The organism is Candidatus Accumulibacter sp. ACC007 (assembly GCF_907163205.1).
Lineage (GTDB): Bacteria > Pseudomonadota > Gammaproteobacteria > Burkholderiales > Rhodocyclaceae > Accumulibacter > Accumulibacter regalis.
In genome coordinates this window covers 1,327,905-1,350,166 of record NZ_CAJQUD010000001.1, presented here as the reverse complement: position 1 = coordinate 1,350,166, position 22,262 = coordinate 1,327,905, and the positions used below count along the sequence as shown (strand labels likewise).

19 protein-coding genes and 3 pseudogenes are annotated in these 22,262 nt (G+C 59.9%); 10 read left to right on the top strand and 12 right to left on the bottom strand.

What is annotated here, in order from left to right; genetic code table 11:
* Positions 1-3 precede the first annotated feature (3 nt).
* Positions 4-240 (bottom strand): hypothetical protein, encoded by a 237-nt coding sequence (locus QZ634_RS05820; RefSeq protein ID WP_291986333.1) that lies wholly within the window; start codon positions 238-240, stop codon positions 4-6.
* Between the two features lie 419 nt (positions 241-659).
* Positions 660-3,143 (bottom strand): arylsulfatase, encoded by a 2,484-nt coding sequence (locus QZ634_RS05815; protein WP_291988036.1) that lies wholly within the window; start codon positions 3,141-3,143, stop codon positions 660-662.
* 163 nt (positions 3,144-3,306) lie between these two features.
* Here QZ634_RS05815 and QZ634_RS05810 point away from each other — a divergent pair.
* Both QZ634_RS05810 and QZ634_RS05805 read left to right on the top strand, forming a co-directional pair.
* Positions 3,307-3,556: pseudogene (locus QZ634_RS05810) on the top strand (IS1634 family transposase); the annotation flags it as partial.
* 216 nt (positions 3,557-3,772) lie between these two features.
* Complete coding sequence (locus QZ634_RS05805; protein WP_291988034.1) at positions 3,773-5,026, top strand: ISL3 family transposase; 1,254 nt, start codon at positions 3,773-3,775, stop codon at positions 5,024-5,026.
* A 192-nt stretch (positions 5,027-5,218) separates the two neighbouring features.
* Here the strand turns inward: QZ634_RS05805 and QZ634_RS05800 are convergent, their stop codons facing one another.
* The 3 genes from QZ634_RS05800 to QZ634_RS05790 form a co-directional block, all read right to left on the bottom strand.
* Complete coding sequence (locus QZ634_RS05800; RefSeq protein WP_291986331.1) at positions 5,219-7,189, bottom strand: CHAT domain-containing protein; 1,971 nt, start codon at positions 7,187-7,189, stop codon at positions 5,219-5,221.
* Positions 7,190-7,276: 87 nt separating this feature from the next.
* Entirely contained in the window at positions 7,277-8,374 is a 1,098-nt protein-coding gene (locus QZ634_RS05795) for an ISAs1 family transposase (RefSeq protein ID WP_291988032.1), read from the bottom strand.
* 143 nt (positions 8,375-8,517) lie between these two features.
* Positions 8,518-9,477 (bottom strand): hypothetical protein, encoded by a 960-nt coding sequence (locus QZ634_RS05790; RefSeq protein ID WP_291986330.1) that lies wholly within the window; start codon positions 9,475-9,477, stop codon positions 8,518-8,520.
* Positions 9,478-9,725: 248 nt separating this feature from the next.
* Here QZ634_RS05790 and QZ634_RS05785 point away from each other — a divergent pair, with 248 nt between their 5' ends.
* The 8 genes and pseudogenes from QZ634_RS05785 to QZ634_RS05750 all read left to right on the top strand — a co-directional run.
* Positions 9,726-10,961, top strand: a complete 1,236-nt coding sequence (locus QZ634_RS05785; RefSeq protein ID WP_291988030.1) for an IS4 family transposase — start codon at positions 9,726-9,728, stop codon at positions 10,959-10,961.
* A gap of 112 nt (positions 10,962-11,073) precedes the next feature.
* Positions 11,074-11,451, top strand: a pseudogene (locus tag QZ634_RS05780) (ISAs1 family transposase); the annotation flags it as partial.
* Positions 11,452-11,946: 495 nt separating this feature from the next.
* Positions 11,947-12,267, top strand: a complete 321-nt coding sequence (locus QZ634_RS05775; RefSeq protein ID WP_366145359.1) for a hypothetical protein — start codon at positions 11,947-11,949, stop codon at positions 12,265-12,267.
* 78 nt (positions 12,268-12,345) lie between these two features.
* Complete coding sequence (locus QZ634_RS05770; protein WP_291985678.1) at positions 12,346-12,663, top strand: IS66 family insertion sequence element accessory protein TnpB; 318 nt, start codon at positions 12,346-12,348, stop codon at positions 12,661-12,663.
* On the top strand, positions 12,663-13,022 hold the full coding sequence (tnpB, locus tag QZ634_RS05765) for an IS66 family insertion sequence element accessory protein TnpB (RefSeq protein ID WP_291985680.1): 360 nt from the start codon (positions 12,663-12,665) through the stop codon (positions 13,020-13,022). Before QZ634_RS05770 ends, tnpB (QZ634_RS05765) begins: the two co-directional genes overlap by 1 nt.
* Before the next feature lie 51 nt (positions 13,023-13,073).
* Entirely contained in the window at positions 13,074-14,651 is a 1,578-nt protein-coding gene (locus tag QZ634_RS05760; RefSeq protein ID WP_291985683.1) for an IS66 family transposase, read from the top strand.
* A 35-nt stretch (positions 14,652-14,686) separates the two neighbouring features.
* Positions 14,687-15,706, top strand: a complete 1,020-nt coding sequence (locus QZ634_RS05755) for a reverse transcriptase domain-containing protein (RefSeq protein WP_291988028.1) — start codon at positions 14,687-14,689, stop codon at positions 15,704-15,706.
* A 136-nt stretch (positions 15,707-15,842) separates the two neighbouring features.
* Positions 15,843-16,301: pseudogene (locus tag QZ634_RS05750) on the top strand (ISAs1 family transposase); the annotation flags it as partial.
* A 36-nt stretch (positions 16,302-16,337) separates the two neighbouring features.
* Here QZ634_RS05750 and QZ634_RS05745 read toward each other — a convergent pair.
* From QZ634_RS05745 to QZ634_RS05715, 7 genes are all read right to left on the bottom strand, one after another.
* Complete coding sequence (locus QZ634_RS05745) at positions 16,338-17,906, bottom strand: IS66 family transposase (RefSeq protein ID WP_291985079.1); 1,569 nt, start codon at positions 17,904-17,906, stop codon at positions 16,338-16,340.
* Positions 17,907-17,987: 81 nt separating this feature from the next.
* Entirely contained in the window at positions 17,988-18,347 is a 360-nt protein-coding gene (tnpB, locus tag QZ634_RS05740) for an IS66 family insertion sequence element accessory protein TnpB (protein WP_291985077.1), read from the bottom strand.
* Positions 18,344-18,664, bottom strand: a complete 321-nt coding sequence (locus QZ634_RS05735; RefSeq protein ID WP_291985075.1) for a hypothetical protein — start codon at positions 18,662-18,664, stop codon at positions 18,344-18,346. Before QZ634_RS05735 ends, tnpB (QZ634_RS05740) begins: the two co-directional genes overlap by 4 nt.
* Before the next feature lie 715 nt (positions 18,665-19,379).
* Positions 19,380-20,987, bottom strand: coding sequence for an IS66 family transposase (locus QZ634_RS05730; RefSeq protein WP_291986328.1), 1,608 nt, complete (start codon positions 20,985-20,987; stop codon positions 19,380-19,382).
* 51 nt (positions 20,988-21,038) lie between these two features.
* Positions 21,039-21,398: an IS66 family insertion sequence element accessory protein TnpB gene (gene tnpB, locus QZ634_RS05725; RefSeq protein WP_291986326.1), complete on the bottom strand. Its 360-nt coding sequence runs from the start codon at positions 21,396-21,398 to the stop codon at positions 21,039-21,041.
* Entirely contained in the window at positions 21,398-21,709 is a 312-nt protein-coding gene (locus QZ634_RS05720) for an IS66 family insertion sequence element accessory protein TnpB (protein WP_291985082.1), read from the bottom strand. Before QZ634_RS05720 ends, tnpB (QZ634_RS05725) begins: the two co-directional genes overlap by 1 nt.
* A gap of 85 nt (positions 21,710-21,794) precedes the next feature.
* Positions 21,795-21,932 carry a hypothetical protein gene (locus QZ634_RS05715; protein ID WP_291986324.1) on the bottom strand — a complete coding sequence of 46 codons (138 nt, stop codon included), beginning with the start codon at positions 21,930-21,932 and terminating at the stop codon, positions 21,795-21,797.
* Positions 21,933-22,262 lie beyond the last annotated feature (330 nt).

Genomic DNA, 22,262 nt, shown 5'->3' with positions numbered 1-22,262 from the left:
GTCTTACCCGGAGCAAAAATCGTGCTTGCCTTGCAGCGTTGCTCGCGATTCCCAGGTAACTGCTTTTATGGGCAAAATTTTCTGGGAGGATCGCAGTGCAGTCAGGTGCGCCACGACGAGGTGCATCGCAGGCCGGGAAACGGAATTTTCTGCACCGCGCTGGCGCGTCGCGATGCGCTTGTCGACGACCACTCTCGCCTCGTCGGCACGAAGGGCGGGCAGGGCACGGGTGATCGCCACGCGCTCGCATCCTGAATCTCGAAGCGCGTTGAACGCGCGGACCGCGGACCACTGCTGCGCCTCGTAGTTTCGCCCCTGGGTGATACGATGAGCTGTCGATGTTGCGCCACGGAAGGCAGGCGAAACCATACAGACGGGAGGAAATACGGATGGCCGCATCTTTGATCGTCGATACCTTGCTCGAAGACCCGGATCAGTACGAAGAGTACAAGTTGAAGGCCAAACGCTGATCGAGCAGCTTGGCGGCGGTGGCAGCACCTTTCAAGGCCATCTATGCGAAGGCGTTGTTGCCTGTGGGTTTCGGCGTCGACGGTCAGTCACGTGGGGTAGAGCGGTCGTGGCAAATATTGGATCCGGTTCGCAGATGAAGTCTCGGGCCGCCTCGTGGGAGACGGCCCGCGTGTTTTCCAGTCGAAGGGTTAATCCATGGCTTTCTTGAGCGCTTCGGCCGCCGCCTTCTGCGCCTCCGCCGTCATCTGCGATGGGCCGAGCTTGAAGGTCAGCTTGTCAATCGTGCCGGTGAACTTGAAGGGCAACTCGTAGCTGTCGTCTACTCCCGATCGCGTATCCAGGCCGACGTCCAAGGTCTCGTCGATGGACATGAGGATCGGAATCGTGTGCTTGATCGTCTTGCGATCCAGTTCCTTGCCGTCCACCGACAATACGCCGGTGCCGCCCTTGGCGGGACCGGGGCCGTCATACTTGAAGTCGAAAACGATCGTGTGCTTGCCGGGCTTGAGCGCTTTGCCAAACAAGTCCTGGTCAACGATCGCGCCGACGCCGCCTTCCCAGCGGAATCGTTCGAGATCAAGAAGGTTGTATACGAAGACCGGCCTGCCCTTTTGCAGGAAGAGGCCGTAGCCGCCGAAGCGGCCGCCCAGCGTCACGATCATGCCTTCTGCGCCGCCTTCAGGGACGGTGATCTCGGCAGTGATGGTGTAGTCCTTGTTCAGGATGTTGGGCGCGTTTCCGACGGGAATGCCGGCCCTCTCACCGGTGTAGGTGAACACGGTCTGGCCCGCGGTGGCGCTCGGTCGCGGCGTCAGGAGACGCGGCAGAATCGAGTTGTCCAAAGGCAGCACCTGGTATTTCTTCGCCTCAGTCAGGAACAGGGCCTGCATCTCCTTGAGCTTGGCCGGCTCTTTGGCCGCGAGATCGTTGTTCTGCGAGTAGTCATCCGCGATGTTGTAGAGTTCCCACTTGTAGTCGCTGATGGGCGGCAGTGGCTTGCCGCCGAGGAGCCAGACCGGCTCGGGTGGCGTAGTGCAGGCATACCATCCGTCGTGATAGATGCCGCGGTTGCCGAACATTTCGAAGTACTGCGTGTCGCGTTTCGACGGGACCCTGGCGTTTGCCGCATCAAACGTGTAAGCCATGCTCACACCTTCGATGGGCTTTTGTTTGATGCCGTTGACTTCCTCGGGGGCCTTCACGCCGGTGACTTCCAGGATTGTCGGCACGATATCAATGATGTGATGGAACTGCGTGCGGATGCCGCCCACGTCCTTGATGTGGCCGGGCCACGAGATGACCATGCCCTGCCGGGTGCCGCCGAAATGCGATGCAATCTGCTTGGTCCACTTGAATGGCGTATCGAATGCCCAGGTCCAGCCCACCGCCATGTGCGGGTAAGTCTTAGCCTGACCCCAGTCCTCATAATGCAATAGCTGCTCGGCCTCGGGGAGAGTCAGAATGCCGTTATAGGCGGTCATCTGGTTGAAGGTGCCCTCTAAAGTGCCTTCAGCGCTGGTGCCGTTATCGCCGCTGATGTAGATGATGATCGTGTTATCCAGTTTGCCCATGTCCTCGACGGCTTGAATGACACGGCCGATCTCATGATCCGTATAGGCGACGTAGCCGGCGAAGTTCTCCGCTTCGCGGGCATACAGTTTCTTCTGGATTTCGGTTAGCGAGTCCCATTTCGGCAGCTTCGCGCCGGCGTACTCGGCCTGGCCATCCGGCCACGGGGTGAGTTGGGTGTTCGCCGGAATGATGCCGAGCCGTTTCTGGTTGGCGATGATTTGCTCACGCGTTTTCTCCCAGCCTTGGTCGAACTTACCCTTGAACTTCTCGCGCCACTCCAGTTTGGGCTGATGCGGCGAGTGCGTACCGCCGGGCACGTAGTAGACAAAGAACGGCTTCTCGGGTGCGGCCGCGTTCAGGTCGCCCATGTACTTGATGGCCTCGTCCGCCATGTCGGTGATGAGGTTGTAATCTTTCTTGCCGACGAACGGAAAGATCTGCGTGTGATCGCGGAAAAGATAGGGCGTCCACTGGTCAGTTTCGCCGCCCATGAAGCCGTAGAAATATTCAAAGCCCATCCCGGACGGCCACTGGTCGTAAGGGCCGGCCACGCTGTACTGATAGGTGGGCGTGTTGTGGTTCTTTCCAAACCACGAGGTGGCGTAGCCGTTGTCGCGCAAGATGGTGCCGATGGTTGCCTTGTCGGGAGTGATGACGGAATCGTAGCCCGGAAAGCCGGTAGACATTTCACCGATCACGCCGAAGCCGACCGAGTGATGGTTACGACCGGTGATCAGCGCCGCCCGCGTCGGCGAGCACAGCGCGGTAGAGTGGAACTGCGTGTAGCGCAAGCCGGCCTTCGCGATACGATCCATGGCCGGTGTCGGGACGACGCCACCGAAGGTGCCTGAAACGCCATAGCCCTGGTCATCGGTCATGATTAGCAGCACGTTGGGTGCGCCTTTCGGTGGCACTACCCGGGGCGGCCAATACGGTTTGGAATCCGGGGCGGTTTCCTTGATGACGCCGCCGAACTTCAACGGCGGAGGCGGCAGTTGGTTTCCGTTGATGACTTGCGTGGCGCTGGGCGAACCTGGCGTGCCGGTGATTTGTTGGGCCTGCACGCTGCTCAGCGCCAGCGCGCTCACCAGCGCCGCCATGAGGAAGCTTCTTGTTTTCATATCGTTCCTTTCGTTTTGCCAAGGATAAGTATACCAACCGCTTGCGCGGAGTATCGCTATCGAGCGGCGACAGGTCAATCATAAGTTTTCGGCACGAACAACCCCAAGGCAGCGAAGTTCTTGGTGTCTGTCGTCGCAGGGCATCGTCGATCGGTACAAGTCGCTGGCCGATATCGAACGAGGCTTCCGGGTGCTGACGTCCGAGATCGAGATCGGTCCGCTGTTTCACCGCTTGCCTGAACACACCAAGGCGCACGCCTCCCTTTGCTTCCTCGCGCTGATCCTCTACCGCGTGATGCGCCAACGGCTCAACGCACGCCGACAGCGATCTGTCGCCGGAGCGGGCCCTGGACCACTTGCAGCGTCTGCAGCACCATCAAATCCGCATCAACCCGCCGGCAAAAGGGCTCTATGTCGTTTCGTGTGGAACCGGCGATGGGTTTCGCGTTTTGAGGGAGCGGTGATGTCAAGGGCGGACGCAGTCCGGGCGCAGCCGAACCCTTTACATCGCTGCCCGCTCGCTTACGCTTGCTCCGGGCCGAGGAAGGCAGTCTGCCGCCCTCGGCATGGAGGACAATGGCGGCCTTTCCTCTCGCGACCGGTTCCTCATGATTGAAACGCTGTTTACCCAAGCTCTGGGTCTCGTTGCTCCTTGGCAGGTAGCTGAAGTCATCTTCAAGCCAGAGTCCGGACGGATCGATTTCCAGGTCCGATTTGGCGCAGCCATTCATGTTTGCCCGGCTTGCGGTGCGGCGGCGCAGCCGCTGCATGACCGTTTGGCGCGTTCCTGGCGCCATATGGATTTCTTTCAGTACGAAGCCCACCTGCATGCCGAGGTGCCGCGAGTGGCCTGTGCCGGTTGCGGCAAGGTCACGCAGATTCCTGTGCCCTGGGCGCGTGAAGGGAGCCGCTTCACGCTGCTGTTCGAGGCCTTGACGTTGATGCTGGCGCCGACCATGTCGGTCTTGGCAGCTGGCCGACTGCTGCGCGTGCGCAGTCGCAGACTGTGGCGCGTGATCAATCATCATGTGGGCCGGGCGCGCGCCCAGGAAAGTCATGCCAGGGTTCGCGCGATCGGCGTCGATGAGACCGCCAGTAAACGCGGCCAGACGTATATCTCTGTTTTTTATGACCTCGACGCACAGCGTCTGCTGTTTGCCACACCGGGCCGGGACAAGGCCACGCTCGGGAAGTTCGCCAGCGACCTTACCGAGCATGGTGGCCAGCCCACCGCGATCACCCATGTCAGCATGGACATGAGCGGCTCGTTCCAGGCCGGCGCCGCCGAGCATTTTCCCGCAGCCGAGGTCTGTTTCGACCGCTTCCACGTGGTCGCTCTGAGCAGCACGGCGCTGGACGAGGTGCGACGCGCCGAGGTCAAGAGCGCGCCCGAACTCAAAGGCACCCGCTGGGGCCTGCACAAGAAACCCGCCGACTGGACCGTCAAGCAAACCGACACCATGCACTGGTTGCAGCGCTCGAACCTCAAGACCGCACGGGCCTGGCGGATCAAGCAGGCGCTGCGCTCCATCTACGCCACCGCCACGACACCTGACGAGGCCGAACCCCTGCTCAAGCGCTGGCTCAGCTGGGCCAGCCGCTGCCGACTCGAACCTTTCAAGCGCCTCGGCAGGACGATCACCAAGCATCTTCCTGGCGTCCTCAACGGTTTTCACCCCGGCAAACACAATGGCCGTGTCGAAGCGATGAATCGAGCGCTCCAGGAGGCGCGCGCAAGGGCACGCGGCTATCGCCGCGTCGAAAACTTCATCGCCATGGCCTACCTCATCGCTGGAAAGCTCACTCATTTGCCCGCCTCGCCCTTCGCCCCATTCTTGCCCGTTCCACACGAAACGACCTAAACCCGGCAAAAGCCATCCACGGTATCTCCCGTCTGTCTGAAACACACAACCGCGTATTTGCCGCCCTGAATCCGAAAAAAACCCGCTCAGCCGCAGCAACTTTCTCTGTTGTAGCACACGTTCTTGAACTCCAGTTCATAACGATAAGTCACTTGCGCGTTTAACTGTCGAACTTGGGTGATCAGCGCTTACCTAGGAAAGAGATAAATCGTCCGCTTCTGCCCCGCATGCGCGCGGGCGTTTCGCCGCATCCTCGACGTTGAGGTAACTGCGGTAGATTTTCGAGGCGACCACGCATCGAAAACCGAGGTCCACTCGCCTCGAAGAGTACAGCCGAGTGCTAAGGTCAAACCAGTTGTTAAATGAGCCCCCAATAATATGAGGAGTATGCGGACTTGCGCCATGAAGCACGATTTCCCTGCAGTTTCCAGCTAAGTCTTGAAGGAAGTTATCGTTTTCCTGGGTCTTGAACTGAATGACTGTAGTTGGTTGAGGATTGCCTCCAGACTCCCAGTACTTGGCACAGTTGTGTCTATTTTGATCGGGATTGAGGCCGTGATATGTTTCGGTATAGGCTGCTCGCCACTCCTCTTCTGTGGGAAGCTGTTTACCCAAAGCGGCACAATAATTTTTGGCTTGATCTGCGGTTAAACCGGTGGCGGGGAAGTTTGGCAATGCCATCGACCAGGTTTTCTCGGCCCCTTCCGAAATCGTTCTGTTGGCAGCGTCAATGACGCCGATCCGTTGGCGCCATTCCGAGGAATCGAACGGGCTTTTCCAAGCCTCGTCGAATCTGCCAAACTGATCTGCCGTCACCGGATATTTGTCGATGTAAAACGCATCCAGCCGACCAACTCTCATCAACAACATGACCTTTCCGTCAGGCCACCGAATGGCCTGAGGGAGAGAAGTCACTGCCAGCCGCCCATCCGCCTCGTCGCGCATATATAAGGCGGGAATTGCACCGAAACAGATTCCCGGTTCGACCGGACAGTACTTTACAATATGATTATTTGCGAGGTGGCTTTCAATAAAACGCGCTGAAATTTCTTGTGACATCGACTGCCGCCGCGCGTGGGCTAACGCCACATCAATCGTCTCATCCTCCGCCAATTGTACCAGCTGCTCGTAAAAATCTTTCGTGAACGCCCGTGCCGATATTTCCGACACTGGGGTCTGCATCCCTATCACGTAGGGGACGCCAGCCGCATGAATGGATTGTGCCAGACCGCGGTATAGCCTCCCGAAGGCCACCGCGGAATCGCAGACTTGCAGGAAGACGAGCTGGGGCGGAGTGGATTTCCTGGTCTTCCAGATATCCCGGAACTGATACCCATAGACGCGCATCGTCAGGCCTTCGTCGTCTTCCGCATGCATTCCGCCGGCGTCGCCTTCTGTTTGGGTCGTGCCATGTGCTAGTATATGAACGATATCCCATTCCTTTTCGCAGAGCTTTTTGGCTAGCGTTTCCGGGCTCGCACGCTCTAGACGCGCTGTAGAAAAGGCGCCGTTGCCGGCCTGCTGCAATATCTCTTCGATCATCGCAAAGGAAGTGTCGGAGCCGGTATTCCGAAGCTCGATAGGGTTGGCCGCGATCAGTAGCACATCCAGAATCCCCTTGGGGTCGCGTGCTTTGATCGGATGATCGTTATCATACTGGGGCAAGGTGCGAGTCAAGGAAAACACGTAATCTTCCCGGAGGTAGGATTCTTTCAGGACAAGTTCCCAAGGAAGGTACATTAGCCAATCCAGCGGGTTTTCTTCAATATCCTCCAATACCTCCGCTGGCATGTTAAGAATCCCAATTTCGCATAATTGCCTATAGGTGGGTTGCAAGTGTTCGATGGTGGGCATGATTCTCAGCCGGATGCGCAAGCCGTAGGACTTCTCATTAGCAAAATCGAAGGCGATTTTAAGGGAGCGCGCTAGATGGTTTGCGGGAAGCTCAGCATCGAATAGCAAGCCCCACAATGCCTTGCTCAAACCATCGCGCTCCGTGAGCAGCGGGGCGATGGCCGGCAAGGGAATGAGGGATTCAAGTAGTGAACGGGGTCTAATTTTCGTCCGCAGATCCTCGTCCGGAAGAAAAATTCGGGCATAAAGATCGACACCGATGGCATACAGTTCGAGAGTTAAATTCAGAGTGGATGGCGATTTACGCATTTTTTTATTTCGACCGACCGGATCAATGCGAAAAATCCCGCTGGTCGAACTCCCAGATCATGGGCTCAGGGCCTCGGCACTCGGCTGTCATAGTCTGATGAGGCCCATGATCTTCACCCGGAAGTCATCGTCCCAGGCGGCTGCCTTGCGCTTCAGGCGCAAGCTGGTTTTCTTCTGCTCGGTGGTATCCAGCCGAATCAGATTGAGCACGATCTTCTTCAAGAGGGAAAGATTCTGTGGGGCGTTGTCTTTACGTACGGTGCTGGCATCCTCGCCGAAGCTGACGTCGAGGACCCAGTGAAGTCGATTCTCGATGGCCCAATGGCTTCGCACGGCGACGGCAAGTTGTTCGGCGGTCAACTCGCGAGAGCTGATGTAATAGCGCCGCTCGAAGTTCGACTCTTGATCGCCGACCTTGCGCAAGGAGTCGACCAGACCGATCGTCTTGCACTTGGGCCAATCGGCCAGGTCAACGGTCCCTTCTGCGGGCAGCACCGAGGCGATCTGACCGACGATCCGACCACGGGATTTATGAACTTGGCGGTGGCGGTCGACGGCGTCCGACTGGTATTGGTCAAGGAAATCAGTTTGGATCGCTTCCAGCAGCGCCGGTTGATTGCCTTTAACGGCCAGCAGGTAGTCACCGCCCTGGTCGGTGATCTGACGGGCGATGTTCCTCTGGCACCCCATGGCGTCAATGGTGATCAGCAGGTCCTTGATATGCAGTGCCTGGAGCAGTTCCGGGATGGCGGTGATCTCATTACTCTTGGCGGCGACCTTTTCCTGGCCCAGAACGACGCCCAATTCTGTAGCGAAGGCACTGACCATGTGAATGGCCGTTTCACCGCCGCTGCCCGATCCACGCACGGTCTTGCCATCGACCGCAATGCCGCCATTGAGGGTCCCGACCACCTCGGCGACCCAGCGACGGAACGCCACCTCGAATTGCTTCGGGTCCAGCGCCCGGAAGATCCTCAGAAACGTCTTCTCGGACGGAACGCCGTTCTTGAGCGGCAGGAACTGCCGCAGCCAATCCTCCTTCTTGTACGCCCAGTAGGCGATGTCTTCGACGGTGTCACAATCGGAGAGCACAGCGGCCATGGCAATCACCAGAATCTCCACGAAGTCATGCAGCGTCCCATTGCTCGGTTTGCGCGGGTCGTCTACTTCCCTCAAGCAGCACATCAGGCTGGCTCCTTTCGTCACACTCATTTCGGTTGCCCAAAAGACGAGAGTAGACCTGATTTCAGTGGGGTTTACAAGCTCTTGTCATAAGCCTATGAATGTTAACGATTTTTCACTTGCCGAGTATGACGAAGGAAACTATGCTATCCGAGTGCCGAGGCCCTGATCATGGGCTGCTCCTCGTAATAGGCCGACCACAGGCCATCCCGGACATAGCTTTCCAGTAGGCAGATATCCCTCTTTTCGTCCGGGCTCAAATCCGACCATAGTTCCCGCAAGGCCTCGACCCACTTGGCGATGACCCGTTCCCAGGGCGGGGAGTTGAACCGTACCTTTATCTCGTAGGAAATCCGTGTTTTCTTCAAGCCCTTTGGTATTTGCAGTATAAAGGCAATGACCGGTTTGTCCTGGCTCAGGCTGTCCCGACTGCGGAAACTCCACGTGGCGACGACATCCGGCGGGACGGAGGTACGGATTAGGACATTTTTCCAGACCTTGGTAACTCCTTGAGTGAGTTTGGCCTTTAGAGCGGCGCTGGTTTCCGTCGTTCCGGCTATCCTCGTGCCCTCGGCCAAGTACAAGAATTCGGGCGTGGTAGCGGAAACTTTCATCTGTCCGTTGATGCCGATCTCCAGCGATTGCTCCAGTTTCGCGACATCCTCAATCTCTGTTCTGGGAAAGAGCTCGAAGAAGCATGGCGGTTCCTGCGTCTCCGAATCGTGTTCGAAGTCGCTGCGCAGATTGAATTGCGCTTCTTTGAAGTTGCTACTTTCCACCCGCAAGGGCGCGAAGAAGAAGTAATACGCATAGCGGTCGAGATAGCTGGTGGTATCCAGTGTCGCGCCGAAGGGATTCTTCAGTGTGTTGGCAAGCAGGATCTCAAGCGAGGTTTTGTCGACGATCGGGACGGGCACAACATGGGACGGCAGGCCTAGGCATTGGATGGCCTGTCTGGCCTCGTCAAGCCGATTCCGTTCCGTGGCGTTGAGAGCTCGCGCCGCGCCGAGTATGCCGTGGCGTTCGCGACAGGCAAGTAAGCGGTCAAAAAGCAGTAAAGAACTTGCTGCGCCTTGGTCTATTGGGGGAACTTCTTGATTTGTCATGGGCGTACCTTATCAGTAATGATGGGTCGAATTTATTCCGGTGCCAACGCTACCCTGCCAACAAGATGATGCCTTGGATAGCAGACTGTGGGGCTCGCTAATTTTGGAGGAGGCCGGGTAGGGGGTGATCCAATGCTCCCAACCTAACGCGCCATTGTCATAATTTCATCGAAGGGTGAAGAAACGGGTTGCATTGTGGTCAGGCATCGCGCAGGCTCCGTATCCCATTGATACGGATGTAAAATTTTATATGCCGCGACCTTTATGTCAACGTCGTTGACTCGTTTTCCAAGCACCTCTTTTCCCAAGCTTTTTTAGCCAAAGCGCGGTTGACCGAGAAAGCGTTCTCACGAACCAGCGTCCTCAGCTTTCCCCGCCTGATCGCCTGCCTGCTGGGCGGCTACGTCTCCAAAGTGCAGTCTGAGCTTGACGTGTTCTTCGCCAACCTGGCGAACCGCGCCGAGCTGATGCGGGAAGTCTCGGCGCAAGCGTTTGCCAAAGCCCGGATGCAGGTATCGGCCGCCGCTTTCCCGCTGCTCAACGATCGTTTCCTCGGCTTGGTTGATGACCACTTCGGCTTTCCCCTCTGGCACGGCCTGCGCGTCGTCGCCGGTGACGCCACCGTCCTGCGCTTGACTCTGCTCGGCAAGACCCGCGACGGCAAGCCACTGGTCCGTCAGGTGGTCGACGCCATTGGCTTCGCACTTTACTTACCCGGTATCGAAATGACGCTCGCGGCCAAGCTCTATTCTCCCCACGTGGGCGAGCGTCAGATGCTCTTCGAACATCTCGATGAACTCCGTCACAATGACATCCTGGTGCTCGACCGCGGTTACCCGGCCTACTGGCTCTTCGCGACCTTGTTGCAGCGACAACGCCATTTCTGCATGCGCGCTGACAGCCTCAATTTCAGCGCTATCCAAGCCTTCCGCCGATCCGGCCTGGCCGAGCAAATCGTTACGCTGCCAGCCCCCTGCAAGCAGGAGACACTCGACTACGAGATCGTTGCTGCCCCGAGCGAAGTTCGCCTCATTCGTCAGCTGTTCGGCCACAAGGTGCGCGTTCTCGTCACCTCGCTCCTCGACGTGAATGCCTACCCCGCCGCTGAATTCGGGGCGCTTTATCACTCGCGGTGGCGGATCGAGGAAGCCTTCAAACGGATCAAGCACCGCCTGGCTCTGGAACATCTGTCGGGCCTGTCCTGGCTGGCCGCTCAACAAGACTTTGGCGCAAAAATCCTCTGCGACAACATCAATGCCCTGGCCGTCCATGCCGCCGATGAATGCCTCGATGCCAACGTCCGCGCACGTTACTTCATCAACCGCGGCGACGCCTTCTCGCGCATCAAGCGCACCCTCGGGCGCTGGCTCCTCCAGGGCCGCGAAGCGCTCGACAATACCGCTTCCGTCTTCAACGAACTCATCAAGAACCCAGGGCCTCGGCACTCGGATAGTGTAGTTTCCTTCGTCATACTCGGCAAGTGAAAAATCGTTAACATTCATAGGCTTATGACAAGAGCTTGTAAACCCCACTGAAATCAGGTCTACTCTCGTCTTTTGGGCAACCGAAATGAGTGTGACGAAAGGAGCCAGCCTGATGTGCTGCTTGAGGGAAGTAGACGACCCGCGCAAACCGAGCAATGGGACGCTGCATGACTTCGTGGAGATTCTGGTGATTGCCATGGCCGCTGTGCTCTCCGATTGTGACACCGTCGAAGACATCGCCTACTGGGCGTACAAGAAGGAGGATTGGCTGCGGCAGTTCCTGCCGCTCAAGAACGGCGTTCCGTCCGAGAAGACGTTTCTGAGGATCTTCCGGGCGCTGGACCCGAAGCAATTCGAGGTGGCGTTCCGTCGCTGGGTCGCCGAGGTGGTCGGGACCCTCAATGGCGGCATTGCGGTCGATGGCAAGACCGTGCGTGGATCGGGCAGCGGCGGTGAAACGGCCATTCACATGGTCAGTGCCTTCGCTACGTGCGCCGTGCTAAGGCGCTGTCTTTCAGCGGGTGCGAATCCCGCCCGGCAACTTTCGCTCCGGCCGGTAGCAACTGGAGCAGTCGTGGAGGTAACGAAGCGGCTGAAGCCTCTGGTGTAGAGGGTCCTGTAAGGGACTTGGCGACCACGCAGGCCGTAATGAGTGTGAACACTGAGCAGGCCCCGAAAACACTGAATGCGGAAGCCGACCCGGCGTAGCTACGGGGAAGGCCGTTGTCACAGATGAACGCGAGCGAAACGCAGTCTGTGGTTCCGCCGGGGTATTGGTGACGGCATGTGTGGAAGAGGAAGGCAGACGCAATACGGGAAGCCCCATCACGTGGTCAAGCGCAAGACCAACCGGACGCCCGCGAGGGACAGGTCGGGCGAGGTGGGGTGGCGGAGAGGCCCGTAGTACCGTTGAAGTCGGGTAATGCCGATGGAGGAAAGGGGCCTCAGTTCAAGACCAACGCAAGAAGCGGAAAGGGACAGGAGATTGGGCAACCTGCAAACTCCAATAAGCGTTCAGAAACTGCAGATGGCGTTACATGCCAAAGCGAAGGAAGAACCCGGGTACCGGTTCTACCTCCTGTACGACAAGGTCCATCGACCAGACGTACTCGATCATGCCTACCGAAGCTGCAAAGCCAACAAGGGCGCAGCCGGGGTGGACGGAGTGCGTTTTGAAGACATCGAAGCGTATGGAGAAGAACGCTGGCTTGGGGAACTGGCGGAACGGCTGAAGAAGAAGGACTACCGACCGGAAGCGGTCAAGCGGGTCTGGATTCCCAAGCCGAACGGCAAACGTAACCGGTAACTCCGCGGCGTTCTTCCCAGGCGCGGCGCTGGCGTCGACAATTTCCTCATTGACACGCGAGAAGATGAGGAGGTCAAGATGGCAACGAATCAAGAGAGCCGGCGGGCACGGCGTAGCGCGGACGAGTGGCGGCAGGTGCTGTCGCGATTTTTCGGCAGCGGTTTGGCGGTGGAGGCCTTCTGCGATCGCGAAGGCATCAGCGATACCAGCTTCTACCGGTGGCGGAGCCGGCTGGGCGCGCCGATGAGCTGGTCCGACACCTTGGTCAACTCGGCGTCGGCGTCGGCAAGCTTCGTTGATGTTGGTCCGCTGCAAAGCGAAACCGCGCGGCCGGGACGTCTCGAACTGACCCTGGACCTCGGCGGCGGTCTGCAACTTTACCTGGTGCGCGGCTGATGTTCTTCCCCGAAGGCCAGATCCGGGTACATGTTTATGGCCGCCCCGTCGACCTGCGCAACTCCTTCGACGGCCTGTACGCACTGACTCGCCACGCGCTGGGTCAGGACCCCTTGAGCGGACAGCTGTTCGCCTTCTTCAACCGCCGCGCCACGCAGGTGAAGGTCCTCTACTGGGATCGCACGGGTTTCTGCTTGTGGGCCAAGCGCCTCGAAGCCGGTCGTTTCGTCTCCGACTGGTCGAAAGTGAGCACGCGGGAAACCGACTGGACCGGCCTGAAGCTCCTCCTGGAAGGCATCGAGCCCAAGCGCTTCAAGAAGCGTTACCAGCACCCGCAAAATGGCAAGAAACGGACATAAAATGCATGTTAAACAGCGGCTTGAAGACGACTCCCGCGGTATAATAGCGGCATGAATCCGGCGCTTGCGACCCCTTTCCCAAGCCTCGACGAGGCGGCCGCACTGACCCCGCAACAGATCGTCGAACTGATCGGCGCCCTGCGCCAGGAAGTCACCGCCCTCAAACAGCAACTCGACTGGTTCAAGCGCCAGCTCTTCGGGCAGAAGAGCGAACGACGCATCGAGACGGGTCCGAATGGCCAGATGAGTTTCGGCGAGTGTCTTCCACCGCCGACGCTACCGGCACCCCCGGGCCAGCAGGTAGCCGCCCACACCCGCAAGCCAGCGACCCGCCGCCAGGACGACGAAGCCGTCCCGTTCTTCGACGAGTCACGCGTGCCGGTCGAAGTCATCGAACTCGCGGCTCCGGAAACCGACGGCCTTACTGCGGAAGAGTACGAGGTGATCAGCCACAAGGAAAGCTATCGCCTGGCGCAACGGCCGGGAAGCTACGTGGTGATCAAGTATCGGCGGCCGGTGGTCAAGATCAAGGCCAGTGAAGCGCTCGTTTGCGCCGCCGCACCGGCCGGGGTGATCGATGGCAGCCGGGCGGACGTGAGCTTCGTTGCCGGCTTGCTGCTCGACAAGTTTGCCTACCACCTGCCGCTGTATCGCCAGCACCAGCGCCTCGCCGATGCTGGCATCACGGTCAGTCGCCCCTGGCTGACGCAGATCGCGCAACAGGGCATCGCCCTGCTCGAACCGATCTACGAGGCCCAGTTCGCCTCGATTCGCGAGTCACGCGTCAAGGCCATGGACGAGACGCCGATCAAGGCCGGACAGGCGGGACCGGGCAAGCTGAAGAAAGCCTTCTTCTGGCCAGTCTATGGCGAACTGGACGAAATCTGTTTCCCGTTCTTCCCGAGCCGGGAGATCAAACACGTCGAGGCGGCGCTGGGACTGACGCCTGCCGAACGAGCGGTCCTCTTGTCCGACGGTTACCACGCCTATGCGCACTATGCGACCAGGACCGGGATCACCCATGCCCAGTGCTGGACGCATACCCGCCGCAACTTCTTCGAGGCACAAACCGTCGAGCCGGAAGCGGCGGGCCAGGCGCTGGAACTGATCGGTGCGCTCTATCAAGTGGAAGAATCCATCCGGGAAGAGAAGCTCTCTGGCGCCGGCAAGCGGGACTATCGCCTGGCGCATGCCAAGCCGATCGTCGAGCGCTTCTTCGCCTGGATCGGCGAACGCTTCGCGGCCCAGGGGCTGCTCCCCAGCAATCCGCTGACCAAGGCGCTCGCCTATGCGCGCGACCGACGATGTGGACTGGAGGTCTTCCTCACCGACCCGGACGTGCCGATCGATACCAACCACCTTGAGCGTGCCTTGCGCGTGATCCCGATGGGGCGCCGCAATTGGCTGTTCTGTTGGACCGAACTGGGCGCCAGGCAGGTCGGGATCATCCACAGCCTGATCGCCACCTGTCGATTGCACCAGATCGACCCGTACGACTATCTGGTCGATGTGCTACAGCGCGTCGGCCAGCATCCGGCAGAGCGCGTCCGGGAACTCACGCCTCGTCTCTGGAAGCAGCTCTTCGCTGCCGATCCACTTCGCACGCCTTTGTACCGCCTCGGCACGTAGGGCCTGACGCCGCGTAGTTACCGCTTACCGGCAAACTGCGCCCCTTGGGGATACCGACGATCACCGACCGAGTCGTACAAACGGCGGCCATGCTCGTGCTGGAACCCATCTTCGAGGCCGATCTGCAACCGGAGCAGTACGCGTACCGGGCAGAGCGGGGAGCGCAGGACGCGGTAACAGCGGTTCATCGTCTATTGAACACGGGACACCGGCAAGTGATAGACGCGGATCTATCCGGCTATTTCGATAGCATTCCGCACCTTGAGCTGATGAAGAGCGTCGTCCGTCGGATTGTCGATCGGCACGTTCTGCACCTCATCAAGCAATGGCTGGAAGCACCTGTGGAAGAAGACGATGGACACGGTCACCGGCAACGGAGCACGTCCAACCGGGACACCGGGCGCGGCACCCCGCAAGGGGCCCCGATTTCACCGCTGCTGTCGAATCTGTACATGCGGCGCTTCATCCTCGGATGGAAGACGTTGGGGTATGCGCGTCGCTGGTCGGCGCAAATCGTCAATTATGCGGACGACTTCGTCATCTGCTGCAAAGGCCGGGCAGAGGATGCCATGGACGCGATGCGAGGCATGATGGAGACACTGAAGCTGACGGTGAACGACGACAAGACACATTTGTGTCAAATACCGCAAGCGCGGTTTGACTTCCTGGGATACACCTTCGGGCGGTGCTACAGCCACGAGAATGGGAGAGCCTATATCGGCACCCGGCCCTCGACGAAGAGCATCAAACGAATGGTGGAAAGCATCACTCAGGAAACCGACCGTCGCCGAATCCTCCTGGATGCCGAGGTTGTCGTGGGACGCCTCAATCGGAAACTGACTGGCTGGGCGAATTACTTCTGCCTGGGTCCTGTCAGCCCGGCCTATCGGGCGATCAACACCCACGCCACACAACGGCTCCGCCGGTGGTTGTGCAAGAAACACAAGGTTCCTGGCAATGGGAAAAGGCGCTACTCCGATCGGCATCTCCACGAGCAGTTGGGGCTGGTCAATCTGCCAGCAAGAACCCATGACCTTCCGTGGGCGAAAGCGTGATGTCTTGTCCGAGAGCCGGATGCGGGAAATCCGCCTGTCCGGTTCGATGAGCGGGATGTGGAAACGGGACTATGGCCTGACTACTTGGGCACCGCCAGACGAAAGAGGCGGAAACAGACAAGTCAGACCTACGGCTACCGCGCCACATCTCGACTCTACAGAATTGGGCGTCGTTCTGGGCCAGGAAAAGGTCGCCGCCAAGAGTAATGAGATCACCGCCATCCCGGAACTGCTCCAGGCACTGCATATCAAGGACCTGCTGATCACCATTGACGCCATGGGGTGCCAGAGGAACATCGCCCGTCAGATCACCGACCAGGGCGGTGACTACCTGCTGGCCGTTAAAGGCAATCAACCGGCGCTGCTGGAAGCGATCCAAACTGATTTCATTGACCAATACCAGTCGGACGCCGTCGACCGCCACCGCCAAGTTCATAAATCCCGTGGTCGGATCGTCGGTCAGATCGCCTCGGTGCTGCCCGCAGAAGGGACCGTTGACCTGGCCGATTGGCCCAAGTGCAAGACGATCGGTCTGGTCGACTCCTTGCGCAAGGTCGGCGATCAAGAGTCGAACTTCGAGCGGCGCTATTACATCGTAAGCGTGCAGCGCACCCACCTACTCTTGTGCAGATCAGGCAGGCAGTTTGATTGGCAACAATTCGTCGAGGCGGCGATTGGGCCAGGTGGGAAGTTTTTCCAGCGTGTCAGTAAGCCAGGCCATGGGCTCGATGCCGTTCAGGCAGGCGGTCTGCAGCAAGGACTGAATCACCGCTGCTCGTTTTCCGGCGGCTTCGGACCCCGCGAACAGCCAGTTCTTTTTCCCAAGACAAATCGGACGGATGGCGTTTTCGACGGGGTTGTTGTCGATGGGGTAGATGCCGTTCTCCGCATACCGGGCGAAGGCCGACCAGCGCTTCAGACTGTAGTCGATGGCCTTGGCCAGGGCGCCACCGTTGGCCACCGATTGGCGCGTGTGCACCATCCACAGGTTCAGGGCCTTGAGCAGCGGCTGACTGTGTGCCTGGCGCAGCAACGCTCGTACCTCCACCGTATTCCCCTTGGCCTGGGCCTCGATCGCATAGAGCTCACCGATTCGACGCAGCGCCTCCGCGGCGATGGGGCTGCCGTTGGCCTTATGAAGGTCGAAGAACTTGCGACGGGCATGCGCCATGCAGGCCAGTTCGATCGCCTGGCCCCGAAACAGCCTCTTGTAACCGGCGAAGTCATCGACCATCAGGGCCCCTGTCCAGTCGCCCAGGAAATTCGCCGCGTGCACGCCGCCCCGGCCAGCCTGATAGTCGAAGATGACGATCGGCGGATCATTACCCAGCGAATTGCTGCGGTAGGCCCAGAGATAAGCGTGTTTTGTTTTTCCCTTCCCGGGGTCCAGTTGGCGCACCGGGGTCTCATCGGCATGCAGCATCAGGCCTTGGCGCAGCAATTCGGCGAGGCGGTCGCCGAGCGGTTCGAGCGCGACGCCGATGCGACCCACCCAGTCGGCCAGGGTCGAACGAGCCAGCACCACCCCGGAGCGAGCTGCCTGCTGTTCCAGACGATAGAGCGGCAGATGGTCGGTGTACTTGCTGACCATGACCCAGGCCAGCAAGGCCGGTGTGGCCAGGCCGCCATCGATCACCGACGGTTCGGCCACTGCCGCTGTCACGGTTGCGCAGGGTCGGCAGGCGTATTTGGGATAGATGTGGCGATCGACGAAGAACTCCGCGGGAACGATATTGAGCTTCTCGGTCACGTCTTCGCCGATCAGTACCAGCGCTTGGCCACATTCACCGCAGGTGCACACCTCGGGCTCGTGCCGGTGCTCGATACGTGGCAGGTGGGCGGGCAAGGGCTGACGGCCCGCGCGTTCGCGCTTGGGCTTCTCGGGTGGCGGCTGATGCGGCCCCATTTCGGCCGCTTCGCGCTCTTCGGCCAAGCGCGCTTCGCAGGCGGCCAGATCCGCGGCCAGGGTTTCATCGAAGAGATCGCGTTCAGCCGCGACGAAGGTTTCGCTCTTGACGCCGAATTTCATCCGCCGCAAATACGCCAGTTCGAGGGTGAGTTTCTCGATCTTGACGTCGCGCCAGTGAATCGCGGTGGCGCTGCTGCGTGCTTCTTCGAGCAAGCCACCGACCCGCTTCTCCATCCACGCCAGCAGTTCTGGCGAGGGGTCAAAAGCGGCAAGTTCGGTGGCGAAATCCATGACGGATTATACCAAACGGATGGCTATGAACGTAGGCAAGTGACCGTTTTTGCATGACTTTTTTCGGAAACCTGCGGGCTGCTAGACCTGCCAATGCGCCGGTGCGGGAGCGTCACGCCGTTGCCAGTCGACACCGGCGATCAGCCACTGCCATTGTCCCGGCGTCAGAGCGAATACCCGGTCGCCAGCCTGGGGCCAGGTGAAGCTTCCCCGATGCAGCCGCCGTTGCGATAGCCAGACGCCGGTGCCGTCCCAGACCAGTAGTTTGAGACGGCTGCGCTTGCGATTGGTAAACGCATAGGCGGTGCCATCACACGGGGAGCGCCCGAGGTTGGCCTGGATGCGGGCGGAAAGGCCATCGATGCCCAGACGCATGTCCACCGGTTCAATCGCCAGCCAGATACCTGCCGACGGCGGGGTGAGCGGCGTGGGCGCGATCATGAGCGTCTTCCGCAAAGCTCTGCCAGCCAAACGGCGGGAGGCAGACCCGCAAATTCAAGGCGCCAGCCGTTGGCGATGGTGAGCGACAGGCTCGGCAGCGAAGCCGCCACCTCCGGAACCCGTACCGCGGGAATCAGTGTCAGCGAAGCGCTTCCTTCCTGCGCGTTTGTCCCTCTTGCCAGGCGCAGGTGCCAGTAACTCAGCGAATGGTTCTTTAGCCCGTGCCGGTCACAGTACGCTCTCTGCGTCTCCCCGCTCGCGCGCCAGGCGCCCACATGCCGTTCCCAGTACCTTTCCCGCTCTGCATCTTTGTCCATTTTTGCCTCCCCTCGAAAACATTGAGGTTGAAGCAGATCGACGTCGAATTACAGATGGGCGGGCTGGACGCTTACATTACATCAGCTCTCGCGAGTTGACCGCCGAACAACTTGCCGTCGCCGTGCGAAGCCATTGGGCCATCGAGAGTGTGCCGCAGGCACACAGAAAGGAAGTTCAGTATGGACTGACGAACTGTGTAGAAGCTACACGGAAGATGAGGGTAGGTCCCTCGGGGTCGGCTTTCAGGAGCGGGCCTCAAACCACCCCAAGCTGCTGCGGTCAGGAGTCGTGGTGGTGAGCGTTGGGGTCAAAGCGTCGAGGACGTACCTCGAGCAGGTAAGGATCAGAGAGACGAACGAAAGTGAACCTCCGCTGACGCGTCGTAATCCAGAGACTTGTCGTCAAAACCAGGGGCGTCTCCATCTCCTGGGACAAGCTTGCCGGGCACCTGATTACTGGGCAAGCGGCGGCCGGCGTATAGGAGGCGTGAAGCTGATCCAGGCTTCTGTGTGGAACTGCGGGAACCAGTCGTTCCGATGTCAAGGGAGAAGCACAAGTGGCAGAAACCACGAGGCGAGAGTACCGATGCGGAGCACTGGGACGGACCGACCCGTACGAGCGATGAAGGCTGGTAATGCGGCTGGAGCAAAGGGGTCGGATCAAGCGGTTGCATTTGGCGTTCAACTGTAAGCGGTAACTACGCGGCGTCAGGCCCTACGTGCCGAGGCGGTACAAAGGCGTGCGAAGTGGATCGGCAGCGAAGAGCTGCTTCCAGAGACGAGGCGTGAGTTCCCGGACGCGCTCTGCCGGATGCTGGCCGACGCGCTGTAGCACATCGACCAGATAGTCGTACGGGTCGATCTGGTGCAATCGACAGGTGGCGATCAGGCTGTGGATGATCCCGACCTGCCTGGCGCCCAGTTCGGTCCAACAGAACAGCCAATTGCGGCGCCCCATCGGGATCACGCGCAAGGCACGCTCAAGGTGGTTGGTATCGATCGGCACGTCCGGGTCGGTGAGGAAGACCTCCAGTCCGTATCGTCGGTCGCGCGCATAGGCAAGCGCCTTGGTCAGCGGATTGCTGGGGAGCAGCCCCTGGGCCGCGAAGCGTTCGCCGATCCAGGCGAAGAAGCGCTCGACGATCGGCTTGGCATGCGCCAGGCGATAGTCCCGCTTGCCGGCGCCAGAGAGCTTCTCTTCCCGGATGGATTCTTCCACTTGATAGAGCGCACCGATCAGTTCCAGCGCCTGGCCCGCCGCCTCCGGCTCGACGGTTTGTGCCTCGAAGAAGTTGCGGCGGGTATGCGTCCAGCACTGGGCATGGGTGATCCCGGTCCTGGTCGCATAGTGCGCATAGGCGTGGTAACCGTCGGACAAGAGGACCGCTCGTTCGGCAGGCGTCAGTCCCAGCGCCGCCTCGACGTGTTTGATCTCCCGGCTCGGGAAGAACGGGAAACAGATTTCGTCCAGTTCGCCATAGACTGGCCAGAAGAAGGCTTTCTTCAGCTTGCCCGGTCCCGCCTGTCCGGCCTTGATCGGCGTCTCGTCCATGGCCTTGACGCGTGACTCGCGAATCGAGGCGAACTGGGCCTCGTAGATCGGTTCGAGCAGGGCGATGCCCTGTTGCGCGATCTGTGTCAGCCAGGGGCGACTGACCGTGATGCCAGCATCGGTGAGGCGCTGGTGCTGGCGATACAGCGGCAGGTGGTAGGCAAACTTGTCGAGCAGCAAGCCAGCGACGAAGCTCACGTCCGCCCGGCTGCCGTCGATCACCCCGGCCGGTGCGGCAGCGCAGACGAGCGCTTCGCTGGCCTTGATCTTGACCACCGGCCGCCGATACTTGATCACCACGTAGCTTCCCGGCCGTTGCGCCAGGCGATAGCTTTCCTTGTGGCTGATCACCTCGTACTCTTCCGCAGTAAGGCCGTCGGTTTCCGGAGCCGCGAGTTCGATGACTTCGACCGGCACGCGTGACTCGTCGAAGAACGGGACGGCTTCGTCGTCCTGGCGGCGGGTCGCTGGCTTGCGGGTGTGGGCGGCTACCTGCTGGCCCGGGGGTGCCGGTAGCGTCGGCGGTGGAAGACACTCGCCGAAACTCATCTGGCCATTCGGACCCGTCTCGATGCGTCGTTCGCTCTTCTGCCCGAAGAGCTGGCGCTTGAACCAGTCGAGTTGCTGTTTGAGGGCGGTGATTTCCTGGCGCAGGAGCGCTTCGGTGTTCTCCTGACGGCGCAGGGCGCCGATCAGTTCGGCGGTCTGTTGCGGGGTCAGCGCGGCCACCTCGTCGAGGCTTTTGAAAGGGGTCGCAAGCGCCGGATTCATGCCGCTATTATACCGCGGGAGTCGTCTTCAAGCCGCTGTTTAACATGCATTTTATGTCCGTTTCTTGCCATTTTGCGGGTGCTGGTAACGCTTCTTGAAGCGCTTGGGCTCGATGCCTTCCAGGAGGAGCTTCAGGCCGGTCCAGTCGGTTTCCCGCGTGCTCACTTTCGACCAGTCGGAGACGAAACGACCGGCTTCGAGGCGCTTGGCCCACACGCAGAGGCCCGTGCGATCCCAGTAGAGGACCTTGACCTGCGTGGCGCGGCGGTTGAAGAAGGCAAACAGCTGTCCGCTCAAGGGGTCCTGACCGAGCGCGTGGCGCGTCAGTGCGTACAGGCCGTCGAAGGAGTTGCGCAGGTCGACGGGGCGGCCATAAACATGTACCCGGATCTGGCCTTCGGGGAAGAACATCAGCCGCGCACCAGGTGTAGCTGCAGGCCGCCGCCGAGATCCAGGGTCAGCTCGATACGTCCCGACCGCCCGGTTTCGCTTTGCAGCGGGCCGACATCGACGAAGCCTGTCGACGCCGAGTTGACCAAGGCGTCGCATCGGCCCATCGGCGCGCCCAGTCGGCTGCGCCACCGGTAGAAGCTGGTATCGCTGATGCCTTCGCGATTGCAGAAGGCCTCCACCGCCAAACCGCTGCCGAAAAATCGCGACAGCACCTGCCGCCACTCGTCCGCGCTACGCCGTGCCCGCCGGCTCTCTTGATTCGTTGCCATCTTGACCTCCTCATCTTCTCGCGTGTCAATGAGGAAATTGTCGACGCCAGCGCCGCGCCTGGGAAGAACGCCGCGGAGTTACCGGTTACTGCCGCACGATCCCGCCATCCTTCGACAGGCCAAAGCGTCGAACCTCTCCAGAGAGTTCGGTGCCGCCTTCGGTACGCATCGTCGTCAGATCGTAGAAGACGATCGACAACTCCTGGGTGAGCAGAGTCAGCATTCTCGATGGCAAACGGCCTGTTTTTGATCACATACGTTGATGTGGAGGGGTTATTTGCCATCATCAAACTTGACCAAAAAACTGTGCGTGAAATCAGTGAGATACCACATGTCGCCAGGCACGAGTTGTGCTTGTTGCATGGTGCGCGTGCGGCACACAACGAGCCATTCGGCATGGCGACAAAACACCCGGAACGCAGGCAGGGTCAAGGCTGCGGGCGAAGCCCGCACCCGAAGGGCCTGGCCTTGATGCTGCCGGAGTGGAGGGTAGCCTTGGCGCGATGTTGAAGGGAGAGTGGCAAGAACGCCACCAACAACCATCAAAGAACGT

Bases quoted from the DNA above. Each gene is read 5' to 3' on its own strand.
- QZ634_RS05715 (WP_291986324.1), bottom strand. From the start codon at position 21,932: ATGCTGACTCTGCTCACCCAGGAGTTGTCGATCGTCTTCTACGATCTG.
- QZ634_RS05800 (WP_291986331.1), bottom strand. From the start codon at position 7,189: ATGCGTAAATCGCCATCCACTCTGAATTTAACTCTCGAACTGTATGCC.
- QZ634_RS05790 (WP_291986330.1), bottom strand. From the start codon at position 9,477: ATGACAAATCAAGAAGTTCCCCCAATAGACCAAGGCGCAGCAAGTTCT.
- QZ634_RS05735 (WP_291985075.1), bottom strand. From the start codon at position 18,664: ATGGACAAAGATGCAGAGCGGGAAAGGTACTGGGAACGGCATGTGGGC.
- QZ634_RS05720 (WP_291985082.1), bottom strand. From the start codon at position 21,709: ATGGCAACGAATCAAGAGAGCCGGCGGGCACGGCGTAGCGCGGACGAG.
- QZ634_RS05745 (WP_291985079.1), bottom strand. From the start codon at position 17,906: ATGGATTTCGCCACCGAACTTGCCGCTTTTGACCCCTCGCCAGAACTG.
- tnpB (WP_291985680.1), top strand. From the start codon at position 12,663: ATGTTCTTCCCCGAAGGCCAGATCCGGGTACATGTTTATGGCCGCCCC.
- tnpB (WP_291985077.1), bottom strand. From the start codon at position 18,347: ATGATCGCGCCCACGCCGCTCACCCCGCCGTCGGCAGGTATCTGGCTG.
- QZ634_RS05760 (WP_291985683.1), top strand. From the start codon at position 13,074: ATGAATCCGGCGCTTGCGACCCCTTTCCCAAGCCTCGACGAGGCGGCC.
- QZ634_RS05815 (WP_291988036.1), bottom strand. From the start codon at position 3,143: ATGGCGGCGCTGGTGAGCGCGCTGGCGCTGAGCAGCGTGCAGGCCCAA.
- QZ634_RS05805 (WP_291988034.1), top strand. From the start codon at position 3,773: ATGATTGAAACGCTGTTTACCCAAGCTCTGGGTCTCGTTGCTCCTTGG.
- QZ634_RS05795 (WP_291988032.1), bottom strand. From the start codon at position 8,374: ATGTGCTGCTTGAGGGAAGTAGACGACCCGCGCAAACCGAGCAATGGG.
- tnpB (WP_291986326.1), bottom strand. From the start codon at position 21,398: ATGTTCTTCCCCGAAGGCCAGATCCGGGTACATGTTTATGGCCGCCCC.
- QZ634_RS05730 (WP_291986328.1), bottom strand. From the start codon at position 20,987: ATGAATCCGGCGCTTGCGACCCCTTTCAAAAGCCTCGACGAGGTGGCC.
- QZ634_RS05770 (WP_291985678.1), top strand. From the start codon at position 12,346: ATGGCAACGAATCAAGAGAGCCGGCGGGCACGGCGTAGCGCGGACGAG.